Here is a 14454-nt window from a genome sequence, read left to right on the forward strand (position 1 = left end):
CGGGGTTCACGGACGCGGGGCGCGTGGACCTCGTCGTGTACTCGCTGATCCGGGCGGACGTGGCGGGGGCGCACGTCAGCGGGAAGTGAGGGATGGCGGAGCCGACATCTTCCGTGTCCGCTTCGTTTGTCGGTGGTCCCTCGTAGCCTCGGGTCATGGACGAGGAACGGCACGAGACGCGGCTCGAGAGGCTGGGGCTGACCCCGGCCGAGCAGGCGCGCGTGCGCGGCCTCGTCGAACAGGTCGTTGAGCGGGACCGGACGATCGCGCGGGCCGAGGGTGAGAAGGCCGAGCTGCTGGCCCAGCTCGCGGAGATCGCGGACGCGGAGGGCCGGCGGTCGGTGGCGTCGGACGGCCCGGAGTATGCGCGGCGGGCGATGGCCGCCGAGGTCGCGGCCGCGACACGGGTCCACCCGTCGGCGGCGAAGAACCGGATCGAGCAGGCCGAACGCCTCACAAGCGACTACCCCGTCACGCACGAAGCGCTGAAGTCGGGGCGGATCTCGAAGCGGCACGCCGACGTCATCGCCGCCACCGGGGCGGGTCTCGACCCGGGCGCGCGGGCGTCGCTGGATGCCCTGGCGGTGCCGTTCGCCGAGACCCGGACACCGCGGGAGCTGGAGAAGATCACGCAGAAGCAGGCCGCGGTCCTCGCCCCGACATCCCTGCGGGAACGGCACCAGGCCGCGCGGGAGGAGCGTCGGGTCGTCGTGACCGATCGTGAGGACGGGATGAGCGAGCTGTGGGCGTATCTGCCCACGTTCGAGGCGCGCGCCATCTACGACCGCGCCACCGAGATGGCGAAGATCATCAAGACCGACCGGCGGCGAGCCCGCCGCGCGTTCGACCGCGACCACGGGTTCGCGCCCGAAGACGGATGGGCCGCCCCGGTGACCGGCACACTCGACGGCACCGACCCGGTCGCCGTCGCGGCGAGTGACAGGCGGACGATGGATCAGCTGCGGGCCGACCTGATCGCCGATGTCCTGCTGTCCGCGGAGCCGACCGGGCACGAGCTGCACGCCTCCGGCACCGGGGCGACCCTGACGGGGATCGCGGCAACGGTGCAGGTGACGATCCCGGTCACGCAGATCCTCGACCCGGACGAGGGAACGGCCTGGGCCGATGACGGCGGGCTCGTCTCGCCCGACACGGCCCGCATCGTCGCCGGGAGCGCGGCCGGGTGGGAGAGGCTGTTCGTGAGACCCGAGACGGGCGAGATCGTCGCGGTCGACCGGTATCGACCCTCGGAGGCGCAGCGGCGGGCGTTGATCGGGCGAGATATGACCTGCCGGTTCCCGGGATGCACGACCCCGGCGCGGAAGGCCGACCTGGATCACTCGCGGGAGTATGCCCGCGGCGGGCCGACCACGATCGAGAACCTGGCCGCGCTGTGTGAGCCACACCACATGATGAAGCATCACTCCGGGTGGCGGCTGCGGCAGGTCGGGGGCGGGGTGATCGAGTGGACGAGCCCTGCCGGGATGGTCTATACCGACGAGCCGGTGTCCCGGGTGTTCTTCCAGGAGACCCCGGAAGCCGCGGAGGACGAGGCGCGGGAGGAGCGGCGCGAGGCCGAGGAGGCGCGATGTGAGGAGCGGGCACGCGAGCGGCGGGAGATCGAGCGGGCGAGCATCGCGCGGGCGCTGGACCGGATCGAGGCCGAGCACGAGGCGCGGGAGCATGCGTTCGCCCAGGCCCTCGCCGCGGGACAGGTTCCCATCCCCGACTGGGGCGAAGACGTACTCGGCTGAGTCGGGATCACACCTCTGATCTCCAGTATCCGTTCCCAGCCCACCGGCGCGAGAAAGCGGGTCTGATCAGAGAAACATCCTGACCAGCCCCGCTTCTTCTGAAGTGCCCCCGGAGGGAATCGAACCCCCGACCTTCGGTACCGGAAACCGGCGCTCTATCCCCTGAGCTACGGAGGCGGACCCGACGAGCTTATCAGGGCGGGAGGGACGTTCCGCACGCGGGGCCGCACGCCGCGCGTGTCTCGATCGGCCGCGCTTGCCTCAGCGGGCGGCGCGTCGATACGAGAGATCGCGGATATCGCGCCCCTTGTCGATCCCCTTGCGCTCGAACGCCGTCATGACCCGTCCGTCGAAGCGATCGGCCCACTCACCCTCGAAGGCGCGGACGAACTCCGGCGCGGCGTCCATGACCTCGCGCATCTGCAGCGCGTAGTCCTCCCAGTCGGTCGCCAGGCGCAGCACGCCCCCGTCGCGGAGCGCGCGACCGGCGACCGCCCCGAAGCCGTCCTTGATCATGCGGCGCTTGTGGTGGCGCTTCTTGTGCCACGGATCCGAGAAGAAGATCCAGAGCTCGTCGGCGGCGCCCTCGGGCAGCAGTGTCTCGAGCACCTCGGGCGCGTTCGCCTCGATCACTCGGAGGTTCTTCGCGCCCTCCCTGTCGGCATCGAGCATCGTGCGGGCGAGCCCGCCGACGTACACCTCGACCGCGAGGAAGTCGGTGTCAGGGCGCGAGGCCGCGGCGCTCACGATCGCGTGCCCCTGACCGGACCCGATCTCGACGATGAAGGGCGCCTTCCGCCCGTATTCCTCTTCGGGAATGAATCGCGCATCGGGGTGCACGGAGGTGGAGGCGGCATCGCGCGGCACGTCGAAGCGATAGAAGGGCGACAGCTCCTCCCACGCGCGCTCCTGCCCATCCGACATCCGCCCGCCGCGGCGGACGAACGAGAGCGGGGACGTGCGGTGTGTGCCTGGTTCGACCATGCCCACCAGATTACGGGGCGGGGCTCACTGCTCCCCGACCGTCACGAAGTCGATCAGCTCCTCGACCCGGCCGAGCAGGGCCGGTTCGAGATCGCGGAACGTCGTGACGCGGGAGAGGATCCGCTGCCACGCGATCCCGATGTCCTCCTTCGACTCGGCCGGCCAGCCGAGGCCACGGCAGATGCCCGTCTTCCAGTCCTGACCGCGCGGCACGACCGGCCATGCCCGGATCCCGAGCGCCTCGGGCCGCACACACTGCCAGACGTCGACGAACGGGTGGCCGACGATCTTCATGTGCTTCCCGTGCGGGCCGCGGAGGATCTGCCGCGCGATGCGCTGCTCCTTGGATCCGTCGACGAGGTGGTCGACGAGCACGCCGTACCGCCGCTGCGCCGTCGGGGGCTCGTCCCGCAGGAGGTCGTCCAGCAGGTCGAGGCCCGCGAGGAACTCGACCGCGACGCCCTCGGCGCGCAGGTCGGCGCCCCACACCTTCTCGACGAGCTCGGCATCGTGCTTACCCTCGACGAGGATCCGGCTCGGCAGCGCGATGCGCGCGCGATCGTCGGCCGCGACGAAGGATCCCGACGCCGTCCGCGTGCGGCCCTGCGGCTTCTTCAGCGCCTTCTCGAGGATCACCGGCTCTCCGTCGATGAGGAACCCCGCGCCGAGCGGAAACGAGCGCCTCCGCCCCTTCCAGTCCTCGAGCTCGACGTTTCCGGCCTCGACGCCCGTGATCGCTCCGCACCAGCCGTCGCCGGCGACCTCGACGACGAGGTCGAGCTCGGCGGCGACCGGCCTCGACACCTTCTTGCCCTTGTCGCGCCAGCCCGACGCCAGCACATCGGATCCGTACCTGTCTTCGAACATCCCCTCGAGCGTACGACGCTTCGCCGCCGGACCCGTGATTCGCCCTTCCGTTGTCGGTGGCGATCCATAGGATCGAGGGGGACGGATCGATGTCCGTCCACGAAGGGGGAATCACGCATGCGCCTACGACGCACGCACGCGGCCACGGCTCTCGGCATCGGCGCCGCTCTCGCGCTCGCGCCGCTCGTCGCCATCGCGGCCGAGCCGCCGCAGCTCGGCGGCGAGTACGTACTCGACGCGGCAGGCGCGCTCAGCGCGGCCGAGGAGGCCGACGCGAACAAGCGGCTCGCGGGCCTCGAGACCGACGGCGACATCGAGATGTGGGTCGTCTACGTCGACGAGTTCACCTCGCCCGCCGACTCGGCGGAGTGGGCGAACGCCACGGCCGACCTCAACGGCCTCGGCACCGACCAGTACCTGCTCGCGATCGCGACCGAGACCCGCCAGCTGTTCCTCTCGACGCCGGTCGAGGGCGGCATCGGCGACTCCGACGCGATCGCCGTCGAAGAGGCGGCCGCCGACGCCCTGCGCGACGACGACTGGGCGGGCGCCGTCGACGCCGCGGCCGACGAGCTCGAGGCCCAGTCCGCACCGAACCACACGATCTGGTGGGTCCTCGGGGCGATCGTGGTGCTCGCGCTCATCGTCGTCGCGGCGCTCGCCCTCGTCCGCGGCGCGCGGAGGCGGCGTGCGCAGCGCGACGCCGAGGAGAAGCTCCGGGCGGAGGTCGACGAGTTCCGCACGCGCGCATCCGGCCTCCTCGTCGAGATGGACGATTCGCTGCGCACCGCTGAGCAGGAGCTCGGCTTCGCCGTCGCGCAGTTCGGCCCCGGGGCCGTCGCCGACTACGAGAAGGCGCTGGCCGATGCGCGGGCCTCCCTCAATCGGTCGTTCGGCATCCAGCAGCAGCTCGACGACGCGCCGCCCGAGACGCTGCAGGAGGAACGCGAGCGGTACGGCGAGATCGTCGGCCTGCTCGAGCAGGCTGACGCGGCTCTCGACGAGAAGGCGGAGGGCTTCGAGCGCCTGCGCGCGCTCGAGCAGAACGCGCCGCAGGTGCTCGAGCGGCTCACGGCGCAGCGCGCGGCCGCCGGCGACGCCCCAGAACGGATCGCGGCCGAGATGGCACGGCTGCGTGAGACATACGCCTCCGCCGCCATCGACGACGTCGACGACAACGCCGACGAGGCGCGAGCGCGCCTGTCGTTCGTCGACGCCGAGCTCGCCGAGGCCCGCGCGCACCTCGACGCGGGCGAGACGGGCGAGGCCGCGCTCGACCTCCACGACGCCGAGCAGGGCCTCGGACAGCTCGACGAACTCGTCGACGCCATCACCTCACTCGCGCCGCGATTCGGCGAGGCCGAGAAGCGCGCCGCGGAGATGATCGCCGAGCTCGAGGCCGACATCGGCCGTGCGCGCTCGCTCGCCGACCCGGACGGGCGCGTCGCGCGCGCCATCGCCGCGACGACGGAGCACATCGCGGCAGCGCGCGAGAACCTCGCGGGCACGGGCCGCACGCCCCTGCGCGCCGCCGAGGCCCTCGACGCGGCGAACGATGAGATCGACGCCGTGATCGCGAACGCGCGCGAGGCCGAGGAGGCCCGGCGGCGGCAGCTCCAGCAGATCGACCAGAACGTCTCGCAGGCGCAGGGCGCGATCGCCTCCGCCGAGCGCTTCGTGGGCACGCGCCGCGGCGGCATCGGCGGCGGCGCGCGCTCCCAGCTCGCGCAGGCGCAGGCAGCGCTCGACCAGGCGATCGCCACGCGCGACACGGATCCGGCCGCCGCCCTGGTCCAGGCGCGCCGCGCCCGCGACGCGGCGAGCCAGGCCCTGTCATCTGCCCGACGCGACGTGCAGAGCTATCAGCAGTCGGGCTACGGCGGCTACGGACGCCGCTCGTCGAGCGGCCTGGGCGGCGACATCGTCGGCGGGCTCATCGGCGGGCTCATCGGCAACGCCGTCGCCGGCGGCTCGCGCCGCGGGTCCGGCTGGGGCGGCAGCTCGCGCGGCGGCCTCGGCGGCTTCGGCGGATCCAGCCGCGGCAGGTCGAGCTCCGGCCGCTCCGGACGCATCGGCCGCTCGAGCGGCGGGCGCAGGAGCGGCGGGCGCCGCTTCTGATCGGACACCGTTCCTGAGCCCGTCCATAGCAAGGCCCGGAAGACTTCACACCACTCCCTCACGACACCCAGCGAAAGGCACACCACATGAGCAAGCAGTCCATCTTCGGTCGCATCTCGACGCTCATCCGAGCGAACATCAACTCGCTCATCGACGAGGCCGAGGACCCGCAGAAGATGATCGACCAGCTCGTCCGCGACTACACGAACAACATCGCCGACGCCGAGTCGGCGATCGCCGAGACGATCGGTCAGCTCCGCCTCCTCGAGCGCGACAACGCCGAGGACCAGAAGGCGGCGCAGGAGTGGGGCAACAAGGCGATCGCCGCGAGCCGCAAGGGCGACGAGCTCCGCGCCGCGGGTGACGCCGCAGGCGCCGACAAGTTCGACAGCCTCGCCAAGATCGCCCTGCAGCGCCAGGTGCAGACGGAGAACGAGGTGAAGGCGGTCGCGCCGCAGATCCAGCAGCAGCAGGTCGTCGTCGACAAGCTCAAGGACGGCCTGAACGGCATGAAGCTCAAGCTCGAGCAGCTCAAGAGCAAGCGCAACGAGCTCGTCTCGCGCGCGAAGGTCGCTGATGCGCAGAACAAGGTGCACGACGCCGTCAAGTCGGTCGACGTCATGGATCCGACGAGCGAGCTCGGCCGCTTCGAGGAGAAGGTGCGCCGCCAGGAGGCGCTCGCCCAGGGCAAGGCCGAGCTGTCCGCGTCGAGCCTCGACGCGCAGTTCGAGCAGCTCGAGGACGTCGGCGAGCTCACCGAGGTCGAGGCGCGCCTCGCCGCCCTCAAGTCGGGCGGCGCCGCCGGCTCGCTCACGGCGGGCTGACCCCTGCGAGAGGCGCCGCCCGCCGTGCGGGCGGCGCCTCTCGGCTTCCTCCCCTCCCGCCTCGGCCCCGAAAGAGAGATGATCTGATCATGGCTCGGTTCGTCGTCGTACCCCAGTGGCAGGGTTCCCCATCCACGCGCGCCATGGCCCTCATCGACGGGGCGGACGCGATCGCGGGGGACCTCCCCCGCGCCTCCTCCGTGCGGGTCGAGGTGCCGTACGAGGCCGGCGAGAGCCTCGACACCGCCGTCCTCCGCGCGAGCACCATCCGCCGCGTGTCCGGCCACGTACGCGAGACGCTCGACGGCCTCCGTCACGAGCGCATCGTGGTCGTGGGCGGCGACTGCGGCGTCGCCGTCCCCGCCATCGGCCACGTCGCGGGCGACGACCTGGCCGTGGTCTGGTTCGACGCGCACGGCGACCTCCACTCCCCCGACACCTCGCCATCCGGTGCATTCGCGGGCATGGCGCTGCGAGCCGTCCTCGGCGGCGCTCCGGACGGCCTCGGCCTCGCGCCCGGCATGATCACGCCCGACCGCGTCGTCCTCGCGGGCGCCCGCGAGCTGGATCCGGCGGAGGACGAGTACGTGCGCGGAGCCGGTGCGCATCACCTGCCCGCGGACGAGATCGCACAGCGGCTCGCCGACGCGCTCGCGGCGACCGGTGCGCGGCGCGTCTACGTGCACATCGACCTCGACGTGCTCGACCCCGCGCACATGTCGGGCGTCGCCGACGCTCAGCCGTTCGGCCTCGAGCCGTCCGCCCTCGTCGACGCGATCGTCACGATCCGCCGGCTGCTGCCGCTCGCCGGCGCGTCGATCTCGGGCTTCGCGCCGCGCTCGCCCGACGCGGCGGTCGACGACATGGGCGCGATCCTGCGCATCATCGGCGCGCTCGCGAAGGACTGATCAGGCGCGGGCCCGATCAGCGCAGGACTGATCAGACGCAGGACTGGTCAGACGCAGGACTGGTCAGACGCAGGACTGGTCAGACGTAGGCCGACAGCGACTCGCGCACCGTGATGGCCTCGCGGTCGAAGCCGTTCGTCATCGTCAGGTGCTCGACGATGTCGGCCGTGGCGACGAAGCCGCCCAGAAGGGTGACGTGCGTCTCGTGCGCGACCTCATCGCAGAGAACCTCATCGGCGTACGCGATCGCGGCGCGCGTCATCGCCGTTCCCGGGCGGCACAGCTGGCCGGTGCCCGGGGCGCCGCGGCGCACCGAGCGATCGAGCCACGTGACGGTCATGCGCGCGGGGGCGGCGATCCGCCCGATCCAGCTCGCATCGGGCACCTCGAGGAACACGCGGCCCGTGGCGCACAGCGGCAACGTCGCGAGCATCGCCTCCGCCTCGGCGAGCGCGTGCTCGTCGGCGACGACGAGGTGCTGCACGCGGGCGTGGCGCCGGGCGCGGCACGAGCTGTCGTCGTGGGCTGGGGTGAGGGATCGGGCCGTCATGATCCCCCCATCATACTCGAAGAGGGAAGGCTTACCTAACCGTCGATCGGCGGGACGGCGTAGCGGCCCGCGATCGTCAGGCGATTGAACGCGTTGATCGAGATCGCGATCCAGCTCACCCCCACGTACTCCCGCTCCGTGAGGACGGCGCCGACGCGGTCATACACCTCGTCGGAGACCCCTTCGCGATGGATCAGGGTATGCGCCTCGGCCAGCTCCAGCGCGGCGCGCTCGCGGTCGCCGAAGACGCCCGACTCCCGCCAGACGGGGATCTGGCCGAGCTCGTCCATCGTGATCCCCGCCCGCTGCGCGCGCTCGACGTGCACGCGCACGCAATAGGCGCATCCGTTGATCTGCGAGCAGTGGAGCTGGACGAGCTCGCGCAGGCGATCGTCGATGCCGTACTCGGCCGCGATGCGGCCGACCTCCTTCGAGAAGGCCTCGAGCGAGCGGTACACGCTCATCGCCGACCGGGCCAGGTGCACGCGCGGTTCGCTCATGTCAGCCAGAATAGAGGCAGCTCGACGGCCGTCGGGCATTTCTCTCCCAAGGATCCGCACCGTGACCATCTCGCACGCCGATCTCGACGAGTTCGCGTTCCTCGCCGACGAGGCCCGCGCACAGGGCGTCGCCGCGCCGCCCGCGCATCGCGAGCGCCTCCCCCTCCCCGACGGGCGCACGCTGTCGGCCGTGAGGTATGGCGACGGCGCGCCGCGGGTGGTTCTCCTGCACGGGGCGGGCCTCAACGCCCACACGTGGGACCGCACGGCGATCGCGCTCGGCGTCCCGGCGCTCGCGATCGATCTGCCAGGTCACGGCGAGTCGTCGTGGCGAGAGGACGCGGCGTACACCCCGTCGGTCCTCGCCCCCGACCTCGCCCGCGGAATCGAAGAATGGACGAGCGGCCCCGTCGCCGTCGTCGGCCATTCGCTCGGCGGCTTCGCGGGCATCGAGGTGTCGGCCCAGCGCCCCGACCTGGTCTCGCACCTCATGCTCGTCGACATCGTGCCCGGCGCGGGGCGCGGCGGCATCGCGAGCCTCGGGCCGTTCTACGAGCGCCTCGAGTTCGAGTCCGTCGACGCCGTGCTCGACCACGCGGTCGCGTTCGGCCTGGGCGGCGCCCGCGAGCAGGCCCGTCGCGGCGTGCTGCTCAACACGCGCGCCCGCGCCGACGGCGTCATCGAGTGGAAGCACCACATGGCGCGCCTCCTCTCGCCGTCGGCGCCCGAGGCGCACCCCGCAGAGATCGACCACGAGGCCGGCTGGACCGCGCTGACGAGCCTGGAGGCGCCCGTCACCCTCGTCGCCGGTTCGCGCGGCTTCCTCTCCGACGACGACGTGCGCGCGTTCCAGGCGGCGCGCCCCGCGGATCCCGTCACGATCCTCGACGCCCCGCACAACGTGCAGGAGACCGCGCACATCGACCTCGCGCGCCTCGTGCGCGCCCACATCGCACAGGCCTGACGGCCCGGAAGGATCGCCGATGACCCGCTCCCCGTCCTCGCGCCGCGCCCGCCGCCGGCTCGCGTCCTCCGCCCTCGTCGCGGCCGCGGGCATCGCCCTCGCCGCGTGCGCGCCGAGCGCCGAGTCAGGACCCGTCGACGAGCCGGATCCCGACGCGACTCTCCGCGTCGGCCTCGTGCTCGAACCGACGAACCTCGACATCCGCCGCACGGCGGGCGCCGCTCTCGAGCAGGCCCTCATCGACAACGTCTACGAGGGTCTCGTCCGGCGCGGCCACGGCGAGGAGATCCTCCCGGCGCTCGCGAGCGAGTGGGAGGTCTCGGACGACGGGCGCACCTACACGTTCGCTCTGGAGGAGGGTGTGAGCTTCCACGACGGATCCGAGCTCACGGCCGACGACGTCGTGGCGTCGCTCGACGACACCCGATCCGACGAGTCGATGTCCGGATACGCCGATCTGCAGGTGATCGACGCGGTCACGACAATCGACGACCGCACGGTCGAGATCGCCCTCACCGAGCCGAACCAGAACCTTCTCTTCACCCTCTCGGGCCCCGCCGGCCTCGTCTTCGACGCCGACGACGACACCGACATGAAGACGTCCGCGAACGGCACAGGTCCGTTCGCGCTCGAGCGGTGGAACCAGGGCGACAGCATCGTTCTCACCCGCTTCGACGGCTACTGGGGCGCCCCCGCGGGAGTCGCGGAGGTCGTGCTCACCTACATCCCCGAGGCGACCGCCCTCGTGAACGCCGGCCTCGACGGGTCCCTCGACGTGCTCACGGGCGTCGAGGCCGACCTCGCGCCGCAGCTCGACGAGCAGTTCGACATCACCGAGGGAGACACGACCGACAAGTTCATCCTCGCCTTCAACAGCCGCACGGAGCCGCTCGACGACGCCCGCGTGCGCGAGGCGCTGCGCCTCGCGATCGACCACGATGCGATCATCGAGGCCGTCGGAGCCGGGCACACCCAGTTCGGGCCGATCCCGAGTCTCGACCCCGGCTACGAGGACCTCGCGGGCACCATCTCGCACGACCCCGACCGCGCGCGCGAGCTGCTCGACGAGGCGGGCGCGAGCGACATCTCGCTCGAGCTGACCATCCCCTCCGCCTATACGACCCGCGTGTCCACCCTGCTGGTGTCGATGTTCGACGACATCGGCGTGACGCTCGAGGTGGACCCCGTCGAGTTCTCGACCTGGCTGCAGGACGTGTATACGAACCGCGACTACGAGCTCAGCTACGTCAACCACGTCGAGGCGCGCGACTTCGCGACGTGGACGGATCCCGACTACTACTACGCGATGGGCGACGCCGACGCGCTCGCCCAGGTGCAGGACCTCTACGACGACGCGATGCGCGAGATCGACCCCGACGCATCCGCGGCGCTGCTCGCGGAGGCGGCGCGCGTGGTCGCGTCCCAGCACCCCGCCGACTGGCTGTTCACGCGCAGCGACATCGTCGCGACCGCGCCGTACGTCCAGCGCTTCCCCGCCTCGTCGACGAGCACGCGCCTGCCGCTCGCCGGCGTGACCGTCGCGGCCTTCTGACGGGGCCGGCCCGCCCGTGCTCCGCTACGCAGCCACGAGGATCCTGCTCCTCGCGCTGGGTCTCGCCGTCGCGAGCGCGCTGATCTTCGGGACGCTGCGGATCCTGCCGGGCGACGTCGCGCAGATGATCGCCGGCACCGAGGGGACACCGGCGCAGGTCGCGGCGATCCGCGCGGATCTCGGCCTCGACCGGCCGCTCGTCGCCCAGTACCTCGACTGGATCGGATCCGTCGCCTCGGGCGACTTCGGGCGGTCGCTCGTGACGGGAGCCCCCGTGATCGACGAGATCGCCGCGAAGGCTCAGGTGACGATCCCTCTCGGGGCGATGGCCCTCGCGATCGCCCTCGCCCTCGCCGTCCCGCTCGGCGTGCTCTCGGCCGTCCGCCGCGGGCGAGCGTCCGGCACGGCCCTCAGCGTCGGCGCCCAGCTGCTCGCCGCCGTCCCCGTCGTCTGGGCGGGCCTCATGCTCGTCGTCGTCTTCGCGATCGTCCTCGGATGGCTGCCCGCGCAGGGCTTCCCCCGGACGGGCTGGCGGGATCCGGGGCTCGCGCTGCGCGCCCTGATCCTGCCCGCCGTGACGATCGGCGTCGTCGAGGGCGCGATGCTCATGCGCTTCGTCCGCAGCGCGACGCTGCAGGCGACGGGCGAGGACTTCGTCCGCACGGCCGCGGCCAAGGGGCTCACCCGCACGGGCGCCCTCGTGCGGCACGGGCTGCCCACTGTCGGGCTCTCGGTCGTGACCGTCCTCGGCCTCCAGATCGCGGGGATCCTCGTCGGCGCCGTCGTCATCGAGCAGGTCTTCTCGCTCCCCGGGATCGGGCGCATGCTCGTCACCGACGTCGGCGCGCGCGACCTCGTCAAGGTGCAGGGCGAGCTGCTCGTCCTGACGGGCTTCGTGCTCGTCGTCGGCTTCCTCGTCGACCTCGCGCACCACGCGATCGACCCTCGACAGCGGGAGCGCGCATGAGGGCGCCCCTGTGGCTCGCGCGGCTCTGGCGGATCCCGGCGGGGCGCATCTCGGCGATCATCGTCGCGGGCACACTCGCCGTCGCCGGCGTCGCGCTCGTGTGGACGCCGTTCGACCCGCGTCACGCGGATGCCTACGCGGCCTGGCTCCCTCCCGGCTGGCCGCACCTGCTCGGCACGGATGATGCGGGCCGCGACATCCTGTCGCTGCTCATGGCCGGATCCCGCGTCACGGTGCTCGTCGCGATCGGCGCCGGTGCGGTCGCGACGATCGTGGGGATCCTGCTCGCGGCGCTCGGCGCGCTCACGGCCCGGCCTGTGCGCGAATCGGTCGCGGTGATCGTCGACGTCCTCATCGCATTTCCGGTTCTGCTCATCGCGATGATGATCTCGGCGGTGTGGGGCGGATCCCTGTGGGTCGTCGTCTGGAGCGTCGGCATCGGCTACGGGGTCAACATCGCCCGCGTCGCGCGCGGCGAGCTGCGGCGCGTCGGCCACGCCGACTTCGTGCTCGCCGCCCGCGCCTCGGGGCTCACGCGCGGCCAGATCCTCGCGCGCCACCTGCTGCCGAACGCGGCTCCCGTCTTCATCGTGCAGCTCTCGTGGTCGATGGCGGCCGCCGTGCTCGCCGAGGCGGGGCTGTCGTATCTCGGGTTCGGCGCCCCCGTGACCGAGCCGAGCTGGGGGCTGCTGCTCAGCGAGCTGCAGGATTACGTGTCGATCCACCCGTGGAGCGTGCTCTGGCCGGGCCTGGCCATCACGGCGACCGTGTTCGCGCTCAATCTCCTCGGCGACGCCCTGCGCGAGGCGACGGATCCCGTGCTCGCCCGCCGCGGACGCCGCCCGCAGACCCACACGCCGGGGGTGGTCGCGTGAGCCTCGAGGTGTCGGATCTCGGCATCGCCTTCCGCGGCGAGCGCGTCGTCGACGGCGTCTCGTTCGCGGTCGCCGACGGGGAGCGCCTCGGGCTCATCGGCGAGTCGGGGTCCGGAAAGTCGCTGACGGCGCTCGCGATCCTCGGCCTGCTGCCGGACGGCGCCGAGGTGACCGGATCCATCCGCTGGAACGGGCGCGAGCTCGTCGGCCTCGACGACCGCGAGTTCGCCCGCGTGCGCGGCGACGAGGTCGGCATGGTGTTCCAGGAGCCGCAGACGGCGCTCAATCCGATCCGCCCCGTGGGGCGGCAGATCTCCGAGTCCGCGCGGATCCATCGCGGGCTGGGGCGGCCGGCCGCGCGGCGCCTCGCGGTCGAGCTCGCCCGCCGGGTCGCCCTGCCGGATCCCGAATCGATCGTCTCGCGCTATCCGCACCAGCTCTCGGGTGGCCAGCGCCAGCGCGTCGCGATCGCGATGGCCCTCGCATGCGATCCCGATCTGCTCGTGGCGGACGAACCCACCACGGCCCTCGACGTGACGGTCCAGGCCGAGGTGCTCGACCTGCTCGGGCGGCTCGTCGACGAGCGCGGGATGTCGCTCGTGTTCATCACGCACGACCTCGCGGTGCTCGCGCAGGTCGCGACGCACGGCGTCGTGCTCGAGCGGGGCCGGGTCGTCGAGCGGGCGCCCATCGCGCGCCTCCTCTCGGCGCCGTCGCATCCCGTCACACGCGGGCTGCTGCGCGATGCGACCGCGACCCTCTGGCGGGCGGAGGGGCGCGATGGCTGACACGATCGTCCGGGCACAGGGCCTCTCGCGGACGTTCCCGATCCCTCGGCGCACGATCTTCGAGCGTCGGCGCCGGGCGCCGGCGCTGCACCAGACCGACCTCGAGGTGCGACGCGGATCCGCGCTGGGCATCATCGGCGAATCGGGCTCCGGCAAGTCGACGCTCGCCCGCCTGCTCCTGGGGCTCGACGTGCCGACGACGGGATCCGTGGAGGTCGCCGGCCGCCCCGTCGACGCGACCTCCCGCGCCCGTCGGCTGCACTGGCTGCGCCGCGTGTCCGGCATCGTCCTGCAGGACCCGTACGGCTCGCTCGACCCGCGCATGAGCGTGGGACGCATCGTCGGCGAGCCGCTCTGGGCGCTCGACATCCCCGGCGACCGCCGGGCTCGCGTGCGCGAGGTGCTCGATCAGGTCGGGCTCTCCGCGGACTCCGCCGATCGCCACCCGCACGAGTTCTCGGGCGGGCAGCGCCAGCGGATCGCGCTCGCACGGGCGATCGTGCACCGCCCCGAGGTGCTCGTGGGCGACGAGCCGCTGTCAGCCCTCGACGTGACCGTGCGTGCCCAGATCCTCGAGGTCCTGCGCGGGCTCGTCCGCGATCAGGGGATGACGCTCCTGCTCGTGAGCCACGACCTCGGCGTCGTGCAGAACCTCTGCGACGAGGCCGTCGTCATGACCGAGGGGCGCATCGTGGAGCGGGGATCCACCCGGGATGTGCTGCAGCGCCCGACCCACGCGTACACGAAGCGCCTGCTCGCCGCGATCCCGACCCTCTGACCTCGCGGCGCCGGTATCGTCGCAG

14 protein-coding genes and 1 tRNA gene are annotated in these 14454 nt (G+C 72.3%); 10 read left to right on the forward strand and 5 right to left on the reverse strand.

The features are described 5' to 3' along the window. Positions 1–155: 155 nt before the first annotated feature. Entirely contained in the window at positions 156–1754 is a 1599-nt protein-coding gene (locus GB932_RS06115) for an HNH endonuclease signature motif containing protein (protein WP_156759818.1), read from the forward strand. A gap of 104 nt (positions 1755–1858) precedes the next feature. Here GB932_RS06115 and GB932_RS06120 read toward each other — a convergent pair. From GB932_RS06120 to GB932_RS06130, 3 genes are all read right to left on the reverse strand, one after another. Further along, positions 1859–1931 (reverse strand) — tRNA-Arg (locus GB932_RS06120). Positions 1932–2015: 84 nt separating this feature from the next. After that, entirely contained in the window at positions 2016–2738 is a 723-nt protein-coding gene (trmB, locus tag GB932_RS06125) for a tRNA (guanosine(46)-N7)-methyltransferase TrmB (RefSeq protein ID WP_231916031.1), read from the reverse strand. A gap of 24 nt (positions 2739–2762) precedes the next feature. After that, complete coding sequence (locus GB932_RS06130) at positions 2763–3605, reverse strand: DUF3097 family protein (protein ID WP_156759819.1); 843 nt, start codon at positions 3603–3605, stop codon at positions 2763–2765. A 117-nt stretch (positions 3606–3722) separates the two neighbouring features. Between GB932_RS06130 and GB932_RS06135 the strand changes: the two genes are divergently transcribed. The 3 genes from GB932_RS06135 to GB932_RS06145 all read left to right on the forward strand — a co-directional run bounded on the left by GB932_RS06135 (position 3723) and on the right by GB932_RS06145 (position 7455). After that, positions 3723–5723 carry a TPM domain-containing protein gene (locus GB932_RS06135; protein WP_156759820.1) on the forward strand — a complete coding sequence of 667 codons (2001 nt, stop codon included), beginning with the start codon at positions 3723–3725 and terminating at the stop codon, positions 5721–5723. Between the two features lie 86 nt (positions 5724–5809). Then, positions 5810–6547, forward strand: a complete 738-nt coding sequence (locus GB932_RS06140) for a PspA/IM30 family protein (protein ID WP_156759821.1) — start codon at positions 5810–5812, stop codon at positions 6545–6547. Positions 6548–6636: 89 nt separating this feature from the next. Beyond that, positions 6637–7455, forward strand: a complete 819-nt coding sequence (locus tag GB932_RS06145; RefSeq protein WP_156759822.1) for an arginase family protein — start codon at positions 6637–6639, stop codon at positions 7453–7455. Positions 7456–7534: 79 nt separating this feature from the next. Here GB932_RS06145 and GB932_RS06150 read toward each other — a convergent pair whose 3' ends face one another. After that, positions 7535–8005, reverse strand: a complete 471-nt coding sequence (locus GB932_RS06150; RefSeq protein ID WP_156759823.1) for an SIP domain-containing protein — start codon at positions 8003–8005, stop codon at positions 7535–7537. 35 nt (positions 8006–8040) lie between these two features. Then, positions 8041–8505: a carboxymuconolactone decarboxylase family protein gene (locus GB932_RS06155; protein ID WP_156759824.1), complete on the reverse strand. Its 465-nt coding sequence runs from the start codon at positions 8503–8505 to the stop codon at positions 8041–8043. Positions 8506–8566: 61 nt separating this feature from the next. On the opposite strand from GB932_RS06155, the gene GB932_RS06160 reads away from it, so the two are divergent. Genes GB932_RS06160 through GB932_RS06185 form a run of 6 tightly spaced genes read left to right on the forward strand, consistent with a single transcriptional unit; the run spans position 8567 to position 14429 of the window. Next, the gene (locus GB932_RS06160) at positions 8567–9469 is read left to right on the forward strand and encodes an alpha/beta fold hydrolase (RefSeq protein WP_231916032.1); all 903 of its coding nucleotides are present in this window, start codon (positions 8567–8569) and stop codon (positions 9467–9469) included. A 19-nt stretch (positions 9470–9488) separates the two neighbouring features. Further along, complete coding sequence (locus GB932_RS06165; protein ID WP_156759826.1) at positions 9489–11021, forward strand: ABC transporter substrate-binding protein; 1533 nt, start codon at positions 9489–9491, stop codon at positions 11019–11021. A gap of 16 nt (positions 11022–11037) precedes the next feature. After that, on the forward strand, positions 11038–11988 hold the full coding sequence (locus tag GB932_RS06170) for an ABC transporter permease (RefSeq protein ID WP_156759827.1): 951 nt from the start codon (positions 11038–11040) through the stop codon (positions 11986–11988). After that, positions 11985–12863 carry an ABC transporter permease gene (locus GB932_RS06175; protein ID WP_156759828.1) on the forward strand — a complete coding sequence of 293 codons (879 nt, stop codon included), beginning with the start codon at positions 11985–11987 and terminating at the stop codon, positions 12861–12863. Before GB932_RS06170 ends, GB932_RS06175 begins: the two co-directional genes overlap by 4 nt. Next, a complete protein-coding gene (locus GB932_RS06180; RefSeq protein ID WP_156759829.1) occupies positions 12860–13651 on the forward strand; it encodes an ABC transporter ATP-binding protein in 792 nt (263 codons plus the stop codon). The genes GB932_RS06175 and GB932_RS06180 overlap by 4 nt, the downstream gene beginning before the upstream one ends. Next, positions 13644–14429 carry an ABC transporter ATP-binding protein gene (locus tag GB932_RS06185; protein WP_156759830.1) on the forward strand — a complete coding sequence of 262 codons (786 nt, stop codon included), beginning with the start codon at positions 13644–13646 and terminating at the stop codon, positions 14427–14429. The genes GB932_RS06180 and GB932_RS06185 overlap by 8 nt, the downstream gene beginning before the upstream one ends. Positions 14430–14454 lie beyond the last annotated feature (25 nt).

It is taken from the genome of Microbacterium karelineae (genome assembly GCF_009745985.1).
Taxonomy (GTDB): Bacteria; Actinomycetota; Actinomycetes; order Actinomycetales; family Microbacteriaceae; genus Microbacterium; species Microbacterium karelineae.